A 17,571-nucleotide genomic window follows, 5' to 3' on the forward strand; every position below is an offset into this window, starting at 1 on the left:
CCCAGGCCGGTCCGCCGGCGCCGGCGCGCACCGCGCCAAGCGTCGCGGCACCCGGCGGATCAGGCGTTCCGGATCGCCGAGATGTCGAAGTTCAGCTTGATCTTGTCCGAGATGAGGACACCGCCGGTCTCCAGCGCCGCGTTCCAGGTCAGGCCCCACTCGGAGCGCAGGATCTCGGTCCTGCCCTCGAAGCCGACGCGCTCGTTGCCGAACGGGTCCTTCGCGGCGCCGTTGAACTCCAGGTCGATCGTGATCGGCTTGGTGACGCCGAGCAGGGACAGGACACCGCTGATGCGGTAGTCGTCGCCGCCCAGGGCCTCCGCCTTGGTGGAGCGGAACGTCATCGTCGGGAACTCGTCGGTCTTGAAGAAGTCGGCCGACTTCAGGTGGCCGTCGCGGTCGGCGTTGCCCGTGTCGATGCTCGCCATCTCGATGTCGAGCGTGGCCGTGGAGGCGGCCGGGTCGGCGCCGTCGAGGTGCAGGGTGCCGGTGAAGGCCGTGAAGCCGCCCTTGACATTGGTGACCATGGCGTGCCGGGCGACGAAACCGATCGTGCTGTGCGCGGGGTCGATCGTGTAGTCACCGGTCAGTGCCGTCAGGTCGGCGGCCGGCGCGGTGGCGGTGGCGGTGGCGGTCGAGGGGGTGCTGTCCTTGCGGCCGAAGATGCCCATGATGTGTGCTCCAGAGTCGATCTGTTTAACGTTCAACGAACTCGTGATTCCGACGGTAGACCCATTCCGTTCGGTTTTCAACATCATCCGCAGCGTGTTTCCAGTGTCACTCATGGTAATCGCTTCCGCCCTCTGGCGAACGCGCGTAGAACTCGGGCACCATCTGCGTGCACCACCTGCACAGCCGCCCCGCAGACAGCACGGCCGACCGCAGGAAGGACTCCCCATGAAGGCCGCCAAGGTCAGGAAACTCCGCCCCCTGATGACCGCGCTCGCCCTCGTCGTCGCCCCCGGCGTCGCGGTCCTCGGCACCGCCACCGATGCCTTCGCCGTCACCAAGATCAGCCACGCGACCGCCACCCAGATGTTCCGCCAGGCCGGCATCACCTGGTCGTCCTCCGGCAACTGCTCCGACCGGAACAACTCCACCTGCACGTCCTTCGAGCAGCTCAACCTCGCCACCGCGCAGGGCGCCCAGACCCTCAAGCAGGCCAGCGGCTGCGCCCTCAACATCACCGGCGGCACCGAGGCCGGCCACGCCTCCGGCACCTACTCCCACTGGAACGGCTACAAGCTGGACTACGGCAAGAACTCGTGCGTGACGGCGTACATCAAGAACAACTTCACCTACATCGGCCTGCGCGGTGACGGGTATCCGCAGTGGCGGTCCGGTTCCGGCAACGTCTACGCCGACGAGGGCAGCCACTGGGACGCCCTCTACTACAGTTGCGGCGGCTGCTGAACCGGCGCGCGCCCTGCCGGAGCACGGTCGGCGCACCGCCGTCCGAGGGGTCCCGTCACTCCGGAGATGGCATGTTCCGCGCGCGAATGTGAGGTGACTCTCAGGTGGCGACTTTGTGGCACCTCTACAACACCGGCGCCCCCTGAGCAGTCGGAACGGCTGCACAGAGCTCCGGTTCTGTTCACTGGTACCAGGAAAACGGGCCGGAGACTGTACGGAGTCGACGGCTCGCTTTCCTTGGTGTCCTTCGTAAGGTCGCTACATGACCGTTTTGGAAGAGACGACGGGTGAGCCGACCGGCGAGCCGACGGACGCGCGCGGACGGGTCGCCGAGCTGCACGAGATTCGTGCCCGGGCCGTGGCCGGTCCCAGCGAGAAGGCGACCGAGGCGCAGCACGCCAAGGGCAAGCTGACGGCGCGGGAGCGGATCGAGCTGCTCCTGGACCCGGGTTCCTTCCAGGAGGTCGAGCAGCTGCGCCGGCATCGGGCGACCGGTTTCGGGCTGGAGGCGAAGAAGCCGTACACCGACGGTGTGGTGACCGGCTGGGGCACGGTGGAGGGCCGCACGGTCTTCGTCTACGCGCACGACTTCCGGATCTTCGGCGGTGCGCTGGGCGAGGCCCACGCCACCAAGATCCACAAGATCATGGACATGGCCATCGCGGCCGGTGCCCCGCTGGTCTCGCTGAACGACGGGGCCGGCGCCCGTATCCAGGAGGGTGTCTCGGCGCTCGCCGGTTACGGCGGCATCTTCCAGCGCAACACGCGCGCGAGCGGCGTCATCCCGCAGATCTCGGTCATGCTCGGTCCGTGCGCGGGCGGTGCGGCCTACAGCCCCGCCCTCACCGACTTCGTCTTCATGGTCCGTGAGACCTCGCAGATGTTCATCACCGGCCCGGACGTGGTCAAGGCGGTGACCGGCGAGGAGATCACCCAGAACGGCCTGGGCGGCGCCGACGTCCATGCCGAGACCTCCGGCGTCTGCCACTTCGCCTACGACGACGAGGAGACGTGCATCGCCGAGGTGCGCTACCTCCTCTCGCTGCTCCCGCAGAACAACCGCGAGAACCCGCCGCGGGTGGAGGCCTCGGACCCGGTGGACCGCCGCTCCGACATCCTCCTCGACCTGGTCCCGGCGGACGGCAACCGCCCGTACGACATGACCAAGGTCATCGAGGAGATCGTCGACGACGGCGACTACCTGGAGGTCCACGAGCGCTGGGCCCGCAACATCATCTGCGCCCTCGGCCGCCTCGACGGCCAGGTCGTCGGCATCATCGCCAACCAGCCCCAGGTCCTGGCCGGGGTCCTGGACATCGAGGCGAGTGAAAAAGCTGCGCGCTTTGTCCAGATGTGTGACGCTTTCAATATCCCGATCGTCACCCTCCTGGACGTGCCGGGGTTCCTCCCCGGTGTCGACCAGGAGCACGGCGGAATCATCCGTCACGGCGCGAAGCTGCTGTACGCCTACTGCAACGCGACCGTGCCGAGGATCTCGCTGATCCTGCGCAAGGCGTACGGAGGTGCCTACATCGTCATGGACTCCCAGTCGATCGGCGCCGACCTCACCTACGCCTGGCCGACGAACGAGATCGCCGTGATGGGCGCCGACGGTGCAGCGAACGTCATCTTCCGGCGGCAGATCGCCGACGCCCAGGACCCCGAGGCCATGCGTCAGAAGATGGTCAAGGAGTACAAGGCCGAGCTGATGCACCCCTACTACGCGGCCGAGCGCGGCCTCGTGGACGACGTCATCGACCCCGGCGAGACCCGCGAGGTGCTGGTCAAGTCCCTGGCGATGCTGCAGTCCAAGCACGCCGACCTGCCCTCCCGCAAGCACGGCAACCCCCCGCAGTAACCGGGCGGACCCGCCGCGGCAACCCCGCGGACCCCTCATTCACGGAGACTGACACCCATGAGCACTCCTGACATCCGCGTCGAGAAGGGCCACGCCGAGCCCGAGGAAGTCGCGGCCATCACGGCCGTCCTCATGGCCCGCGCGGCCGCCCAGCCCGCTCCCACGCCCCAGACCCACCGAGGCCGCGCGAAGGCGGGCTGGCGCCGTCTGGAGCGCGAGGGCGGCTTCCGGGCGCCGACCAGCTGGCACTGAGCGGGCTTCTCCCCGTGACACGGCCCCGCCACTCCTTGCGGAGGGCGGGGCCGTGGTGTGTTCAAAGCCAGTGGCGTGTTCGGAGCCGTGGCGTGATCAGAAGAGAGTGACCCCCGGCAGGTCCGGTGGCGTGGTGACGGGGCCTTCGTCCGTCTCGCAGTCCCGCAGTGTCAGCCGCCTCAGCCGCGGCATCGTGCCCAGGTCCGCGAGACTGTCCGGCAGGAGGCAGCCGTACAGGCCGAGCGAGGTCAGTTCGCCGCAGGCCGGCACCAGCCGCCGGGGCAGATCATGGGCGTCGAAGTAGTAGAGCGTCAGATGGTGCAGAGCCGTCATCAGGTTCAGGGGCGCGAGATCGGGGAGGCGCCGCTGCCCTGCACCCATGAGGTAGAGGCCCTCGAGACCGCTGAACGAGGCCAGGGGGCCCAACCGGGTCTCGGCCGACACGTGCGAGAGGGCCAGCGCGAAGAGCTTCGGCAGGACCGGGAGCTCCTCGATGCCGTCCGGGCGCGCGAGGGGCAGCTGCAGGACGCGCAGGGCGGGCAGGCCGGCCAGCGCCTCCGGACTCCGGAGCAGCGCGTCCCCGATCACCTGTACCTCTTCCAGTGCGGGGTGCTCCTTCAGGAGCGACAGGTCGGCCGTGCCCTGCACGGTGCACGACAGCACCTGGAGCGAGGGGAGGTCCGCGAGGACGGACAGGTCCCGAAGCGCGAACTTGATCCACACCGACGTCAGCGTCCGCAACCGCGCCGCCGCCCGCAACTGCCCCGAGTGCGTCAGCATCACCGAATGCCGCTCCAGCGGAAGCCCCGCCATCACCCGGTCGGCGTAACCGTCCGCGTCGAAGTACGCCCACGCGTCGATGAGCGCGGCGACCACGTCCCGGCGCCGGTCCTCCGCGTACCCCTCCAGCAGCCGCAGCGCCTCCTCACCGCCGATCAGCGCCACGGTCCGCACCGTCTGCACCGCCGCGTTCGACGTCAGTTCGCCCAAGGAGCGGGGGAGTCTGCGCAACAGGCTCGGGCCCACCGCGGCCAGCGCGGGCGGGTCCGTCCTGCGGCGGGGCGGCAGCAGCGCTGACACCGCCTCCTCCAGGCGCCCCGCGAGTCCGCCGGAGACCGACGGCACCGTCTCCTGACAGGCCGCCGCGAGCAGCCGCAGGGTGCGGGCATGCCGGGGCTCCTCGCGCGCCCGGCCCAGGATGCCGTCCAGCAGTTCCTCCCGCTGGGGCGTGTTGGCGTGCCCGGCCGCCATGACGATGGTCTCTCGCCAGAGGTCCAGGTGGGCCCGCCCGACGAGATTGCCGATCCGGTCCTCCTGCGCCGCCTCCTCGGCGGCCAGGTACTCCTGGAACGTGCGGTGGACGAAGTCCAGACGGCCCTCGGCGGGGGAACGGAGCAGTCCCGAGCGGTGCCGCAGCCGCTCGATCACCCGGTGGCCGTCCTGCTCCTCCAGGTGCCGCATCCCCGCCAGCCGCCGCCCGACGTACTCTCCGGCCCGGTCCAGGGAGATCTCGCTCCGGTTGTTGTCGGAGAGCCGCCAGGCCAGATCGCGGAGCAGCACCAGCTTGTCGCCGAGGCCCAGCCGGCTGCCCGCCGCGCTGGGCACGTTCCGGTCGGCGTCCCGGTCGTGGACGAGGGTGTGCAGGGCGTCGCGGTACAACTCCATCCGGTCGCGCGGAAGCTGGCTGCCCCGGTTCAGGTGCATCGCGCAGAGCATCGCCGCGAGCAGGGGTGTACCGGCCAGCGACTGCAGATGCGGGCGGTCCTTGAGGCTGTTCAGCAACGACTGTTCGTACCGGGGGAGTTCGTCCACCGCGCAGGGCAGCTCCGCGCCCAGTTCCCGGACCGCCTGATGCCATTGGCGGACGAACGCCGCGAGGTCCGGGGGCGACATACGGTCGAGTTGCAGGGCCGTGAAGCCCTCCCGCCGCAACCAGTCCGCCCCCGCCGCGGCCGGGCGGGAGGTGACGACGACCCGCACCTCGCGGTACGCCGCCAGCAGCCGGCCCAGCCAGTCCCGTACGCCGCGCCGCTCGTCGTCGAGCAGTTCGTCCACGCCGTCGATCAGCAACAGGGCGCGGCCGGACTCCAGTTGGCGTTCCACCCAGGCCTTCGGCATGATCCCGGAGATGCTGCCGGCCACCGAGTCCAGCATCGCCTCCGGCCTCGGCAGGTCCCCGCCGCTGTACTCGCGCAGCTTCACGAACACCGGTGTCAGTCCGTTCCAGCCGGCCAGCTCGCCGGTGAAGGCCCCGCGCGCCGCCGTGATCGCCAGCCAGCGCAGCAGTGTCGTCTTGCCCGAGCCCGCCTCGCCCCGCAGCAGCACCCGGGTGGCTCCGCCGAGGGCCGCCTCCACCCGCATCCCGGCGCTCTCGCCCGGCTCCTCCCAGTCGCTCATGTCGGGCCGCAGCACCGGCAGGGAGCGATCCGGACGGCGCCGGCCCCCGTCCGCGCCCGTGGCCCGCATGCTCACGTACGCCACCGACAGCCGCACCTGCGCACCCGCCCGGTCCGACGTGCGCCGGAACAGCTCCACCTCGTCCAGGCTCGTGCTGACCAGTTCCAGATACCGGCGCCGGAAGTCACCGTCCCGGTCCGTGCCCTCCGGCGCGAACAGCGACCGGTCCGGGAGCCGCTCCAGCACGCGCGCGATCTCCGCACCCAGGGACGTCGTACGCCCCAGCAGCTCGGTCAGCGCCCGTTCCTCGTAGACCGGCAGCCCGCGCACGATCCGCACGTAGTACTCGACGCACTCGGTGAACAGCACCTCGTACAGCCGGCCCTCCGCCTCGCCGAGACCCACCGGGGGCCGGACGGCCGCGGTCACCCGGCGCACCAGCTCCGCCGGTCTCGCGTCCGCCGCCAGAATCGCCTCGTCCGACAGGTCCGCCGCCGCGAACGTGTCGCACACGCCGTCGACCACGGCCTGCCGGCTGCTCTCCTCCAGCCCGGGGAACTCCCTGTCCAGGAAGGGCGCCAGCCGGTCGTAGACCGCGTCGGCGATCTCCTCGAACTGGCGCTGCACGCCCCGCTGGTAGCGAAGGCCGGACACCCGCAGCCGTACCAGCTCGGCCATGTCCATCCGGCGTTCCTGCTCCCGCCGCCTGCCCCCGAGCCACATCTGGGCCGCGGCCTTCGCCACGGTCGTCCCCAGCCGTAATGCCGCCGCTTCAGCACTCATCGTCCGCCCCCTGATCACGTCCGGAACCAGTGTGGCAGCGGGGTACGACAAAAGAGGCCCCTCCCGGCAGGAAAGGGCCCCCTCGACGGTGTTCCGATCAGCGCAGGCGGGCCATGAGGGCGTGTTCCACGAGGGTGATCAGGGCACTCTTGGCGTCCGCGCGGTGGCGGGCGTCGGTGGTGATGATGGGGGTGTCGGGGCCGATCTGCAGTGCCTCGCGCACCTCGTCGGGGTTGTACGGCTGATTGCCGTCGAAGCCGTTGAGGGCGATGACGAAGGGGAGGCCGGAGTTCTCGAAGTAGTCGACGGCGGGGAAGCAGTCGGCGAGGCGGCGGGTGTCGACGAGGACGATGGCGCCGATGGCGCCGCGTACCAGGTCGTCCCACATGAACCAGAAGCGGTCCTGTCCGGGGGTGCCGAACAGGTAGAGGATCAGGTCCTGGTCCAGGGTGATGCGGCCGAAGTCCATGGCCACCGTGGTGGTGGTCTTGTCCCCGGTGTGGGTGAGGTCGTCGATGCCGGCCGAAGCGGACGTCATGACGGCCTCTGTGCGCAGCGGGTTGATCTCCGAGACGGCGCCGACGAACGTGGTCTTGCCCACGCCGAAGCCGCCCGCCACCACGATCTTCGCGGAGGTGGTGGAGCGGGAAGGACCGCCGCTAGAGCTTGCGAAGTCCACTGAGCACCCTTTCGAGCAGTGTCACGTCTGGCTGGCCGCCGGCGTTCTCGTCGCCGCCGGGCTGATGGATGGCGACCAGGCCCGCCTCCGCCAAGTCGGCGACGAGGATCCTGGCCACGCCGAGGGGGATCGTCAGCAGGGCCGAGACCTCGGCCACCGACTTGATCTCCCGGCACAGGTTGCAGATCCGCTGATGCTCGGGCAGCTGGCCCTGCATCTGGTGCGGAGCTGCGGTGGTGTGCACCAGTGCCTCGATGGCGAGCTGGTAGCGCGGGCGGGTCCGGCCGCCGGTCATGGCGTACGGACGCACCAGGGGGTTGTTCGCCGCCGGTGCCGGCTCCGGGCGGCGCTGCGGCTGCACCGGCTGGATCCGCGGGGCCGGGGGCTGGTCGTACGGGGACGGACCGGGGCCCTGCGGCGCGTAAGGCTGCCGGTGGCTGGGGGAGGAGGGGAAGTTGTACCGGTTCGCCGAACCGTCGCCTCGGCCCTGACCAGGGCCGTACGACCAATTACCCGAAGACGGACCGCCTGGGGGTGTTGCCACTTTCTCCTCCTCCGACTGCGCCGGGCACCCAAACCTGTGGTGCCGCGTCCCGAAACCTTACGGCCCCGGGACGCGAATACGCACCGTCCGATTACTAGTTGAGAAGGCTGCCCTGGAGCTCCGCACGGAGATCCGGGGTGAGGACCGTGCCCGCGCGGTCCACCAAAAGGGCCATCTCGTACCCGATGAGGCCGATGTCCGCCTCCGGGTGGGCCAGGACCGCGAGCGAGGATCCGTCGGAAATGGACATGATGAACAGGAATCCCCGCTCCATCTCCACAACCGTCTGGTTCACGCTGCCGCCCTCGAAGATGCGCGAGGCACCGGCGGTCAGCGAGGTCAGACCGGAGGCGACGGCCGCGAGCTGGTCGGCACGGTCGCGGGGGAAGCCTTCGGACATCGCCAGAAGGAGTCCGTCGGCGGAGACCACCACCGTGTGGGACACCCCCGGGGTGTTGTCCACGAAGTTGGTGATCAACCAGTTCAGGTTCTGTGCCGCCTGGCTCATCGGGCTCACACTAACGCTCCTGGTTGTAGGTGCTGTCAGGCCCACCGTGCTGATTCGTGGTGGCCTGGCCGTTCGTTTCACTGCCTGCGCTGCGTCCGCGCTGGACGCCTCGGCGCAGGTTGCTCAGCCTGCCCCGGACGTCCTCCGGGGCGCGGGAGACCTGGGGGCCTCCCTGGGGGGTGGTCTCCGCGGCACCCTCGACCAGATTGGCCTTGGGCACCCGCCGCGGCAGGCCGGAGGCGGTGACCCCGCCTGCCTTGGGCTTGCGCAGCTGGGAGGCCTGCTGCCACCGCTCGTCGTTCGCCGAACGCCAGCTGTCGGGGCCGTTGCCCCCCGGTGCGTCGCCCGGAGCGGGAGCCTGTGCTTCCTGCCGGCCGCGCGCCTGGCCGCCCGAGTCGCCGGCGCCGTCGGAGCCGGTCGCGGTGGATCCGCGGCGCGGCAGCCCGGCGTCGGTCAGCGAGTGGGAGGCCGGAGAGGCCGGTCCCGGACGCTCGAAGCCTACGTGGTTCCGCTCACCCGCGTCAGCGGCCTGTGCGGATTCCGCTTCCGGAGCGTACTGGGCCGGATAGCCGTTCTGGTAGCTGTCCTGCTGGGGCCAGTCGTCCTGGTAGGACGGGCTCTCGTAGGAGCCGAAGCCGTCGGCCGCCTGGCCGTGCGCGGGCGCCTGCTCCTCCTGGGCCGATTCCGCATACGTCGATTCGGAGTAGCCGCCGCCCGCCGGGAAGCCGTTGTTCTGCGGCTGAGGGCCGTTCGGCGCGTAGTACTGCTCGTCGTACGACTTCTCGTACGGCTGCTCGTACGACTCCTGGTACGCGGCCTGCTGCTCCCCGTACGAGGGCTGCTGCTCCTGGTACCCGTTCTGCTGCTGCTCCTGGTAGGGCTGCTCGGTGTAGCCCGTGGCACCGCCGTCGTAGCCCTGCCGCGCCTCGAAGCCGTCACGGTAGCCGTCGGAGGTCTCGGCGGACTCGTGCTGACCGTGGGACTGGGCCTCCAGCGCCGCCCGGCGCTCCTCGCGCTTCAGCGAGCGGCCGACGGGGTCCAGCCCGCTCAGGTCGTCGGGGACCTCCGTGTACTGGCTGTCGTCGAAGCCGAGTTCGGCGGCGGTGCGCATCGGCTGCTGCGGGGCGAAGCTCTCCGCCTGGAACTGCTGCTCCGGGATGATCTGCGAGACGGTGAACTCCTCGCGATCCAGCGGCGCGTCGCCGCCGCCACCGTGCGTGATCGCGTCCGGGAGCATGACCAGGGAGGTCGTGCCGGCCTGCTCGCCCGAGGGGCGCAGCTGGACCCGGATGCCGTGCCGGTCGGACAGCCGGCCGACCACGAACAGGCCCATGCGCTGGGAGATCGCGGCGTCCACGGTCGGCGGGTTGGCCAGCTTGTGGTTGATGTCCGCGAAGTCCTCGGCGGTCAGGCCGATGCCCTTGTCGTGGATCTCGATCATGACGCGGCCGTCGGGGAGGCGGGTCGCGGTCACGCGGACCTTGGTCTGCGGGGAGGAGAACGTGGTCGCGTTCTCCAGCAGCTCGGCCAGCAGGTGCACGAGGTCGGTGACCGCGCGGCCGTGGATCTCGGCCTCCGGCACGCCGGACAGCTCGATGCGCTCGTACTGCTCCACCTCGGAGGAGGCGGCGCGCAGCACGTCGACCAGCGGGACCGGCTGGTCCCAGCGACGGCCGGGCTCCTCGCCGGCGAGGACCAGGAGGTTCTCGCCGTTGCGCCGCATACGGGTGGCCAGGTGGTCCAGCCGGAAGAGGTTCTCCAGCTGGTCCGGGTCCGCCTCGTTGTTCTCCAGGTCGGTGATCAGGGTCAGCTGGCCCTCGATCAGCGACTGGTTGCGGCGCGAGAGGTTGGTGAAGATCGCGTTGATGTTGCCCCGCAGCAGGGCCTGCTCGGCGGCGAGCCGCACCGCCTCGCGGTGGACCTGGTCGAAGGCGCGGGCGACCTCGCCGATCTCGTCCTTGGTGGTGATCGGGATCGGGGTGACCCGGGTGTCGACCCGGCCGGGGTCGGTGCGCGAGAGCTGGTCGACCAGCATCGGCAGCCGCTGCTCGGCGATACCGAAGGCGGCGTTGCGCAGCTGGCGCATCGAGCGGCTCATCTGGCGGGCCACGAGACCGGCCAGGACGAACGCGGCCAGCAGCGCGATCACGACCACGGCACCGGTGATGAACGCGGAGGTCTTGGCGTCGTCGGCGATGCCGGACGCCTCGCTCACCGCCTTGTCGGCCATGTCCGACTCGATCTGGCGGTAGGCCTTGTACTTGAGCGTGTTGACCGCGAACCAGTTGTCGCCGGTGATGCCCTTGGCGGCCAGCCCCTGCCGGGTGAGGGAGCTGGTGTCCTTCATGGTGGCGAGCGCCGAGACCATGTTGGTCGGGTCGGCCGGCGGCGGGACGTAGTCCGGGTTCTCCGCCTTGGCCTTCTCGGCCAGGGCGGCGCCGTCCGTCTTCATCTTCTCCTGGGCGTCCGCCAGCTTCTGCGCGTCGGCCTCGGTGCCACCGCCGAGGTACTCCTCCAGAGCGATGCGCTCCAGGTAGGCGTACGAGGACAGGGAGACCCGCTGGTTGGCCAGGTTCCCGGCGTCCGGGCCGGGGTTGACCAGCAGATGCGTGCCGATCGACCGCTCCAGCGACAGCGCCGCCTTGGTCAGCGAGATGGCGTAGACGGTACGGCCGTAGGAGGTGATGTTGCCGGTGCCCAGACCCAGCTCGTTGGCGAACTCCATCAGCGGGTGGGCGATCTCGACGTAGCCCTCTTCGGACTGCACGCCGTGCACCTTGGAGGTGTAGGCGACCTGACGCAGCTGCGTCAGCTTCGGCTCGGCCTCGTGGAACAGCTTCAGCCGGCGCTCCAGGCCCGACTTGTGCGGCATGTTCTTCGTGGCCTGGTCGAAGCCGTCGGCGGCCTGGTCCGTCGCCTTGCGGGCCGCCACGACACCGGGGTCGTTCTTCTTGTTCCGCAGCAGCGGGGCCGCGGTGACGTCACGCTCGTTCTCGAGGGCGTCGGCGTAGGTGAGGGCGGCACGCACCAGACGGGCGGTGTTCTCGGCGTCGCGGGCCTGCTGCCAGGTGTCGATCGAGTTCTTCACCTGGAAGCCGCCCATGACGAGACCGACCGCCACGGGTATGAGCAGGATCGCGTTCAGACGGGTGGGCACCCGCCAGTTGCGCGGGGAGAATCGGCCGCCGCTCGACGCGGGGGTGGCCGCAGGTTCCGCACCGGGCACGGGACTGGGCGCCACAGCGCGCGGCGGCGGGGTGAAGTTGCCCCGTGCCGACGGCTCGGGACCGTTCTTGCTTCGCCTCACTCGACCAACAACCTCTCGGCGGTCGGCACCTACGTCGTGCCGCAGTCTCTCAGAGCCCGGTTCGCCACAGTCCACTGTGGGGTACGTCTTCGACCATTGGGCAGTTCAGGCATTCCAGCACGTGGACCAGCGCACTTCCAAACAGTGGAAACGTTGTGACGTCACTGTTGTAAACCCCAGATAAAACGGTCATACAGAGCGAGCCCCGCCAAAAGGCGGGGCGTTCGTGCGCACAGCGGCACCGCACGACCGCGTCGCGTGGTGACGGCAGGCGATTCCTCTGCCGAACTGTTATGAACACCGGAGCCGACCGTGTCAAAGGCCACAGTCGGCTCCGGATCGCTTACGGCAACTGCCATGCGGCACGTCGCACTTGAGTGCTACCTCAGGCGGGCCATGAGGGCGTGTTCCACGAGGGTGATCAGGGCACTCTTGGCGTCCGCGCGGTGGCGGGCGTCGGTGGTGATGATGGGGGTGTCGGGGCCGATCTGCAGTGCCTCGCGCACCTCGTCGGGGTTGTACGGCTGGCTGCCGTCGAAGCCGTTGAGGGCGATGACGAAGGGGAGGCCGGAGTTCTCGAAGTAGTCGACGGCGGGGAAGCAGTCGGCGAGGCGGCGGGTGTCGACGAGGACGATGGCGCCGATGGCGCCGCGTACCAGGTCGTCCCACATGAACCAGAAGCGGTCCTGTCCGGGGGTGCCGAACAGGTAGAGGATCAGGTCCTGGTCCAGGGTGATGCGGCCGAAGTCCATGGCCACCGTGGTGGTGGTCTTGTCCCCGGTGTGGGTGAGGTCGTCGATGCCGGCCGAAGCGGACGTCATGACGGCCTCTGTGCGCAGCGGGTTGATCTCCGAGACGGCGCCGACGAACGTGGTCTTGCCCACGCCGAAGCCGCCCGCCACCACGATCTTCGCCGAGGTGGTGGCCCGGCCCGCGTCAGAGCTTGCGAAGTCCACTGAGCACCCTTTCGAGCAGCGTCACATCCGGAGCGCCGCCGTTGTTCTCGTCGCCACCCGGCTGGTGGATGGCGACCAGGCCGGCCTCGGCGAGGTCGGCCACCAGGATCCGGGCCACACCCAGCGGCATGGCCAGCAGGGCGGACACCTCCGCGACCGACTTGACCTCCCGGCACAGATGGCAGATCCGCTGGTGCTCCGGGAGCAGTCCCATGAGCGCTGCCGGATCGGCCGTGGTGCTGATCAGCGCCTCGATCGCGAGCTGGTAGCGCGGCCGGGTGCGGCCGCCGGTCATCGCGTACGGCCGAACCAGCGGCTGGTCGCCCTCGTCCCCGTACGGCTCCGCGTACGGATCATGATGGGCGGTGGGCGGGGTCATGAATCCTCCGGGCGGGACAGCAAGTCGGTCAGTCAAGCCGTCTGACAGGGCCGGTGGGGGGATTGTGGCGGCCGGACGGTGTTTTCGTGAGGTGGGTGGTGCCGGGGGCGGTCAGTGAAGCAGACTGCCCTGGAGTTCGGCGCGCAGATCCGGGGTGAGTACCGCACCCGCGCGGTCGACGAGCAGTGCCATCTCATAGCCGACGAGGCCGATGTCCGCATCGGGATGGGCCAGGACCGCGAGGGACGACCCGTCCGAGATGGACATGAGGAAAAGGAACCCGCGTTCCATCTCGACGACCGTCTGGGCCACGCTGCCACCCTCGAAGATCCGGGACGCCCCGGCCGTGAGGGAGGTCAGCCCGGACGCGACGGCCGCCAGCTGGTCGGCGCGGTCCCGCGGGAAACCTTCGGACATCGCCAGCAGAAGGCCGTCGGCGGAGACCACCACTGTGTGGGACACCCCGGGGGTGTTGTCCACGAAGTTGGTGATCAACCAGTTCAGGTTCTGTGCCGCCTGGCTCATCGGACTCAACTAACGCTCCTGCTGGTGAGTGGGGCTCGGGAAGCTGCCGGTCTGGCCGCTGCCGGCCTGACGGCCCTGAGCGATACCCCGACGAAGATTGGTCAGCCGTCCGCGTACGTCGTCAGGCGCACGCGAGACCTGCGGACCGGCTTGGTGCTGTTGCTGCTGTGCCGTGCCCGGGACGAGGTTCGCCCGGGGCACCCGGCGCGGCAGGCCGGAGGTGGTGACACCGCCGGCGGCGGGCTGCCGGACGCGTTCTGCCTGCCGTACGAGTTCGTCGTTCGGCGAGGTGCGCCAGGAGCCGGTGTTCGGGACGGAACGCTGTGGAGCCGGGGCCTCGGGCTGAGCCGGGGCCTGCGGCTGCTGCTGGGGGGCGGGGGCGCCGTCCTGCTGCTGAGTGCCGTGGAACCAGTTGGTCTCCAGCGTGTCGTACAGCGGGGTACGGCCGTCGCCCGGACCGCTGGCCGGCGGCAGCGCCCACGCGTCGCTCGCCCCGCGTCCCTCGTCGGGTCGCTGCGTGGCTCCCCGGTTGTCGGGCTCGCGGCGCGGCGGACGCTGCTGCTGGGGGGCCGGCGGGCGCGGGGCGCCGAAGTCGGCACGGCCGTCCTGGGGCGCGTAGGCGTCCCGGCCGCCCGGCTGCGGACGCTCGAACTGGCCGTTCTGCGCCGGGTCCTGGCGGCCGGGCAGGGCGTGCTGACCGGTGGAGCCTCCGTCGTACGCCTGCGGTGCCGCGAACTGGCCCGTGTTCTGGGCCGTGTTCTGGGCGCCGTCGTCCGGCCGGCCGGGTGCCGGGGTGCCGAAGACGTCGGAGCGGACGAACGGGCCGGAGTCCTGCTGGTGGCCGGGCTGCGACGCGAACCGGTCCTGCTGCGGGGCTTCGGGACGCCCGTACTGGTCCTGCTGCGAGGCGTCGGGGCGCGCGTAGCCGCCCGTCTGCTGCGAGGTGCCGGGGCGGGCGAACTGGCCCGTCTGCTGGGGGTTCTCCGCACGACGGCCCCGGCCGGCGCCCTGGGCACCGCCCGGGCCGCTCAGCTCGGCGCGCGGGAACTCGCCCGTTGCGGCGGGGCCCTGTGCGTCGATGCGGGGTATCTCGGCGGTCGCGCCCGGACCGTGCCGGTCGTCGACGCGCGGCATGCGCGAGGTCTGCGAGGGGTCCTGCTCGTCGTGACCGCGCGGGGCGTCCAGCGAGGCGCGCGACAGCGGGGCCTGGGTGTCCGCCCAGTCCGGGGTGCGCTGCTGCGGGTCACCGCCGGGCAGCTCGGCCCGCGGGCCGCCGCGCGGCGGCAGCTGGGGCTGCCGGCTCCGGTCGCCGGGGGCGGCGGGCCGCTGCGGGCCACGGCCGCCGAAGGCGTCCTGCTGCGGTCCGCCCGGGTTCGCGGCCTGCAGGCCCTGCCGGGCACCCGGCGCCTGGCCGCCGAAGCCACCCGCGCCGGCACCGGCGGGCGCCGGCCGGCCCTGCTGGGCACCGGGACCGCCCTGCTGGGCACCCGGACCGCCCTGCGGACCGCGTGCTCCGCCCGGCGCACCGGGCCGGCCGCCGTGGCCCGTGCCGGGCAGCGCGGCCCGGGGCCCCTGGCCGGAGCCGACCTGGCCGCGCGGGCCGGGACCGGAGCCGAGCAGACCGCCACCGGCCGGGGCGCCGCCGAGGGCACCGCTCTGGCCGTTGTTGCCGTTGGCACGGCGGGCCGCGGCGGCACCGGCGGCCGCCTGCGCGGCGGCGGGGCCGCCGGTGGAGCCGGGGCCCGGCTTGCCCGGAGCGGGCTTCTTGCCGCCCTGGGCGACGTCCACGGGCAGCATGACCAGCGCGGTCGTGCCACCGGAGTCGGAGGGGCGCAGCTGGATGCGGATGCCGTGCCGCTGGGACAGCCGGCCGACCACGAAGAGGCCCATGCGGCGGGAGACGGAGACGTCCACGGTGGGCGGCGAGGCGAGCCGCTCGTTGATCGCGGCAAGGTCCTCGGGGGAGAGGCCGATACCGGTGTCGTGGATCTCGATCAGCACGCGGCCGTCGGGCAGCGCGTGACCGGTGACCTTGACCTTGGTCTGCGGGGAGGAGAAGGAGGTCGCGTTCTCCAGCAGCTCGGCCAGCAGGTGCACGAGGTCGTTGACGACCCGGCCGGCGACCTCGGTGGTCGGGACCGAGGCCAGCTCGATGCGCTCGTACTGCTCCACCTCGGACGCGGCGGCGCGGAGCACGTCGACCAGCGGGACCGGTCGGGTCCAGCGGCGGCCGGGCTCCTCACCCGCGAGGACGAGGAGGTTCTCGCCGTTACGGCGCATACGGGTGGCGAGGTGGTCCAGCTTGAACAGCGAGGACAGCTGGTCCGGGTCGGCCTCGCGGGACTCCAGCTCGGAGATCAGAGACAGCTGGCGCTGGATCAGGCCCTGGGAGCGGCGCGAGAGGTTGGTGAACATCGCGTTGACGTTGCCCCGCAGCAGGGCCTGCTCGGCGGCGAGCCGGACCGCCTCGCGGTGCACGTCGTCGAAGGCCGCGGCCACCTGGCCGATCTCGTCCCGGGAGTGCACACCGACCGACTCCACGGACGTGTCGACGTCCTGCGGGTCGGCCTCCGACAGCTGCTTGACCAGCTCGGGGAGCCGGTCCTGGGCGACCTTGGTGGCCGTCTCCTGCAGCCGGCGCAGCGAGCGGATCATGGAGCGGGCCACGACGAACGCGCCGACCAGCGACACGCCGAGCACGAGCAGGATCAGCGCACCGGAGATGATCGCCTCGCGCTCGGAGGCGCTGCGCAGCTCGCGGGCCTTCTGCTCCATGTCCTCGAGCAGCGTGTGCTCGATCTTCTTCATCTGCTCGATCTTGGTCGAGCTGGTGTCCACCCAGTCGCGGTACGAACGCGCCGGCAGCCCCTCGATGCCGTTGCGCGACTCGAACGAGCGCTTGGCGTAGGTGTCGGCCGTCTCGATCGTCGGGTTGCCCTCGTCGATCGGCTTGAGGAGTTCCTCGGCGTTCTCGTCCGCGTAGATCTTCCGGAAGATCGCGAGTTCGGAACCCTCGCTCTCGTACGCCGACTGGCCGTAGAGGCGGTCGTTCTCGGCGAGGTGGCCCTTGGTGGAGGTGGTCGCGGGCAGTGCGGCGGCGATCATGGCGCGCTGCACGGAGGCGTACTCCTTGGCGGTGGAGAAGGCCGCCAGGGCGCGGGTGCGCGAGATCATCTCCGGGTTGCTGGACGCCTCGGCCATGTCCTGCGACAGACCGATCAGCTGGGTGATGAGCCGGTGGTAGGACTCGACCGTCTGGGTCGAGTTGTCCTTCGACTTGTAGGCGGACCGGCGGATCTTGGCCAGGTCGTCCAGCTGGTTGGCGAGACCGACGAGCGCGTCGCGGACGCCCTGCAGGTTGCCGTCCTTGCTGGCCGCGTCGATCTGCTCGGAGGCGTCGAGGAAGTTGTCGCGGGCCCGGTCGGTCTTCTGCTGGTAGCCCTTGACCGTGTAGTCGTTCGCGCCGCCGTGCGCCAGCGGGCCCGCGGACTGGTCGCGCTCCTCCTGGAGCGCGGCCGCCAGCTCGGTGGCCTGCTTGGTCATGTCCGTCAGCAGCTTCATGTTGTCGAGCTGCTGGATGTCGTCCATGGACGAGTTGATGCGCAGCGCGCCCAGCGAGGTCGCCGCGACCACGGGGAGCGCCAGCAGCGACACCAGGCGCGTGGAGATGCGCCAGTTGCGCAGGGCCAGGCGCGAACCGGGGCCCGTCGGTCCCGGGGAGGACTTCGCGGCCGGCTTGGGGGTGCCGGCGCTCGCCGCCTTCGTGGCGCCGGCCGACGAGGCCGACGCGCCGGGGCGGCCGGCGCGCTCACCGCCGTCTCCGGACGGGGCCGGGCCCGGGTTCTGGGCGTGCTGGGGCGAGGAGCTGCCCTTCATGGGGCCAGTCCCGTCGTGCGACTCCGGCTCCGCCGAAGCGCTGCCATCCCTCTTGAAACGTCCCTGCACTAGCGTCGCAACCTCTGGACCAGGC

At 70.9% G+C, this 17,571-nt stretch carries 13 protein-coding genes; 3 read left to right on the plus strand and 10 right to left on the minus strand.

Annotation, left to right across the window (positions count from 1 at the left end; all coding sequences use genetic code 11):
* Positions 1 to 59: 59 nt before the first annotated feature.
* A complete protein-coding gene (locus ACGFT2_RS15570; protein ID WP_393278069.1) occupies positions 60 to 671 on the minus strand; it encodes a YceI family protein in 612 nt (203 codons plus the stop codon).
* A gap of 226 nt (positions 672 to 897) precedes the next feature.
* Here ACGFT2_RS15570 and ACGFT2_RS15575 point away from each other — a divergent pair, with 226 nt between their 5' ends.
* The 3 genes from ACGFT2_RS15575 to ACGFT2_RS15585 all read left to right on the plus strand — a co-directional run bounded on the left by ACGFT2_RS15575 (position 898) and on the right by ACGFT2_RS15585 (position 3,523).
* Positions 898 to 1,413, plus strand: coding sequence for a hypothetical protein (locus ACGFT2_RS15575; protein ID WP_393278072.1), 516 nt, complete (start codon positions 898 to 900; stop codon positions 1,411 to 1,413).
* A 262-nt stretch (positions 1,414 to 1,675) separates the two neighbouring features.
* Positions 1,676 to 3,271: an acyl-CoA carboxylase subunit beta gene (locus ACGFT2_RS15580; RefSeq protein ID WP_393278074.1), complete on the plus strand. Its 1,596-nt coding sequence runs from the start codon at positions 1,676 to 1,678 to the stop codon at positions 3,269 to 3,271.
* A 57-nt stretch (positions 3,272 to 3,328) separates the two neighbouring features.
* The gene (locus ACGFT2_RS15585; RefSeq protein WP_393278076.1) at positions 3,329 to 3,523 is read left to right on the plus strand and encodes an acyl-CoA carboxylase subunit epsilon; all 195 of its coding nucleotides are present in this window, start codon (positions 3,329 to 3,331) and stop codon (positions 3,521 to 3,523) included.
* Between the two features lie 96 nt (positions 3,524 to 3,619).
* Here the strand turns inward: ACGFT2_RS15585 and ACGFT2_RS15590 are convergent, their stop codons facing one another.
* The 9 genes from ACGFT2_RS15590 to ACGFT2_RS15630 all read right to left on the minus strand — a co-directional run bounded on the left by ACGFT2_RS15590 (position 3,620) and on the right by ACGFT2_RS15630 (position 17,546).
* Positions 3,620 to 6,703, minus strand: coding sequence for an NACHT domain-containing protein (locus ACGFT2_RS15590; RefSeq protein WP_393278078.1), 3,084 nt, complete (start codon positions 6,701 to 6,703; stop codon positions 3,620 to 3,622).
* 97 nt (positions 6,704 to 6,800) lie between these two features.
* Positions 6,801 to 7,382: an ATP/GTP-binding protein gene (locus tag ACGFT2_RS15595; RefSeq protein WP_026248371.1), complete on the minus strand. Its 582-nt coding sequence runs from the start codon at positions 7,380 to 7,382 to the stop codon at positions 6,801 to 6,803.
* Positions 7,363 to 7,926 carry a DUF742 domain-containing protein gene (locus ACGFT2_RS15600; RefSeq protein WP_393278081.1) on the minus strand — a complete coding sequence of 188 codons (564 nt, stop codon included), beginning with the start codon at positions 7,924 to 7,926 and terminating at the stop codon, positions 7,363 to 7,365. Before ACGFT2_RS15600 ends, ACGFT2_RS15595 begins: the two co-directional genes overlap by 20 nt.
* Before the next feature lie 94 nt (positions 7,927 to 8,020).
* On the minus strand, positions 8,021 to 8,434 hold the full coding sequence (locus ACGFT2_RS15605) for a roadblock/LC7 domain-containing protein (RefSeq protein WP_004983065.1): 414 nt from the start codon (positions 8,432 to 8,434) through the stop codon (positions 8,021 to 8,023).
* Between the two features lie 10 nt (positions 8,435 to 8,444).
* Positions 8,445 to 11,741, minus strand: a complete 3,297-nt coding sequence (locus tag ACGFT2_RS15610; RefSeq protein WP_393278083.1) for a nitrate- and nitrite sensing domain-containing protein — start codon at positions 11,739 to 11,741, stop codon at positions 8,445 to 8,447.
* 380 nt (positions 11,742 to 12,121) lie between these two features.
* The gene (locus ACGFT2_RS15615; protein ID WP_393278085.1) at positions 12,122 to 12,697 is read right to left on the minus strand and encodes an ATP/GTP-binding protein; all 576 of its coding nucleotides are present in this window, start codon (positions 12,695 to 12,697) and stop codon (positions 12,122 to 12,124) included.
* A complete protein-coding gene (locus ACGFT2_RS15620; protein WP_009190816.1) occupies positions 12,678 to 13,076 on the minus strand; it encodes a DUF742 domain-containing protein in 399 nt (132 codons plus the stop codon). The genes ACGFT2_RS15615 and ACGFT2_RS15620 overlap by 20 nt, the downstream gene beginning before the upstream one ends.
* 111 nt (positions 13,077 to 13,187) lie before the next feature.
* A complete protein-coding gene (locus ACGFT2_RS15625; RefSeq protein WP_184970701.1) occupies positions 13,188 to 13,601 on the minus strand; it encodes a roadblock/LC7 domain-containing protein in 414 nt (137 codons plus the stop codon).
* Between the two features lie 9 nt (positions 13,602 to 13,610).
* Entirely contained in the window at positions 13,611 to 17,546 is a 3,936-nt protein-coding gene (locus ACGFT2_RS15630) for a nitrate- and nitrite sensing domain-containing protein (protein ID WP_393278088.1), read from the minus strand.
* Positions 17,547 to 17,571: the final 25 nt, after the last annotated feature.

It is taken from the genome of Streptomyces sp. NPDC048514 (assembly GCF_043199955.1).
In the GTDB taxonomy this organism is placed as follows: domain Bacteria; phylum Actinomycetota; class Actinomycetes; order Streptomycetales; family Streptomycetaceae; genus Streptomyces.

Bases quoted from the DNA above. Each gene is read 5' to 3' on its own strand.
- ACGFT2_RS15575 (WP_393278072.1), top strand. From the start codon at position 898: ATGAAGGCCGCCAAGGTCAGGAAACTCCGCCCCCTGATGACCGCGCTC.
- ACGFT2_RS15590 (WP_393278078.1), bottom strand. From the start codon at position 6,703: ATGAGTGCTGAAGCGGCGGCATTACGGCTGGGGACGACCGTGGCGAAG.
- ACGFT2_RS15570 (WP_393278069.1), bottom strand. From the start codon at position 671: ATGGGCATCTTCGGCCGCAAGGACAGCACCCCCTCGACCGCCACCGCC.
- ACGFT2_RS15580 (WP_393278074.1), top strand. From the start codon at position 1,676: ATGACCGTTTTGGAAGAGACGACGGGTGAGCCGACCGGCGAGCCGACG.
- ACGFT2_RS15620 (WP_009190816.1), bottom strand. From the start codon at position 13,076: ATGACCCCGCCCACCGCCCATCATGATCCGTACGCGGAGCCGTACGGG.
- ACGFT2_RS15585 (WP_393278076.1), top strand. From the start codon at position 3,329: ATGAGCACTCCTGACATCCGCGTCGAGAAGGGCCACGCCGAGCCCGAG.
- ACGFT2_RS15605 (WP_004983065.1), bottom strand. From the start codon at position 8,434: ATGAGCCAGGCGGCACAGAACCTGAACTGGTTGATCACCAACTTCGTG.
- ACGFT2_RS15625 (WP_184970701.1), bottom strand. From the start codon at position 13,601: ATGAGCCAGGCGGCACAGAACCTGAACTGGTTGATCACCAACTTCGTG.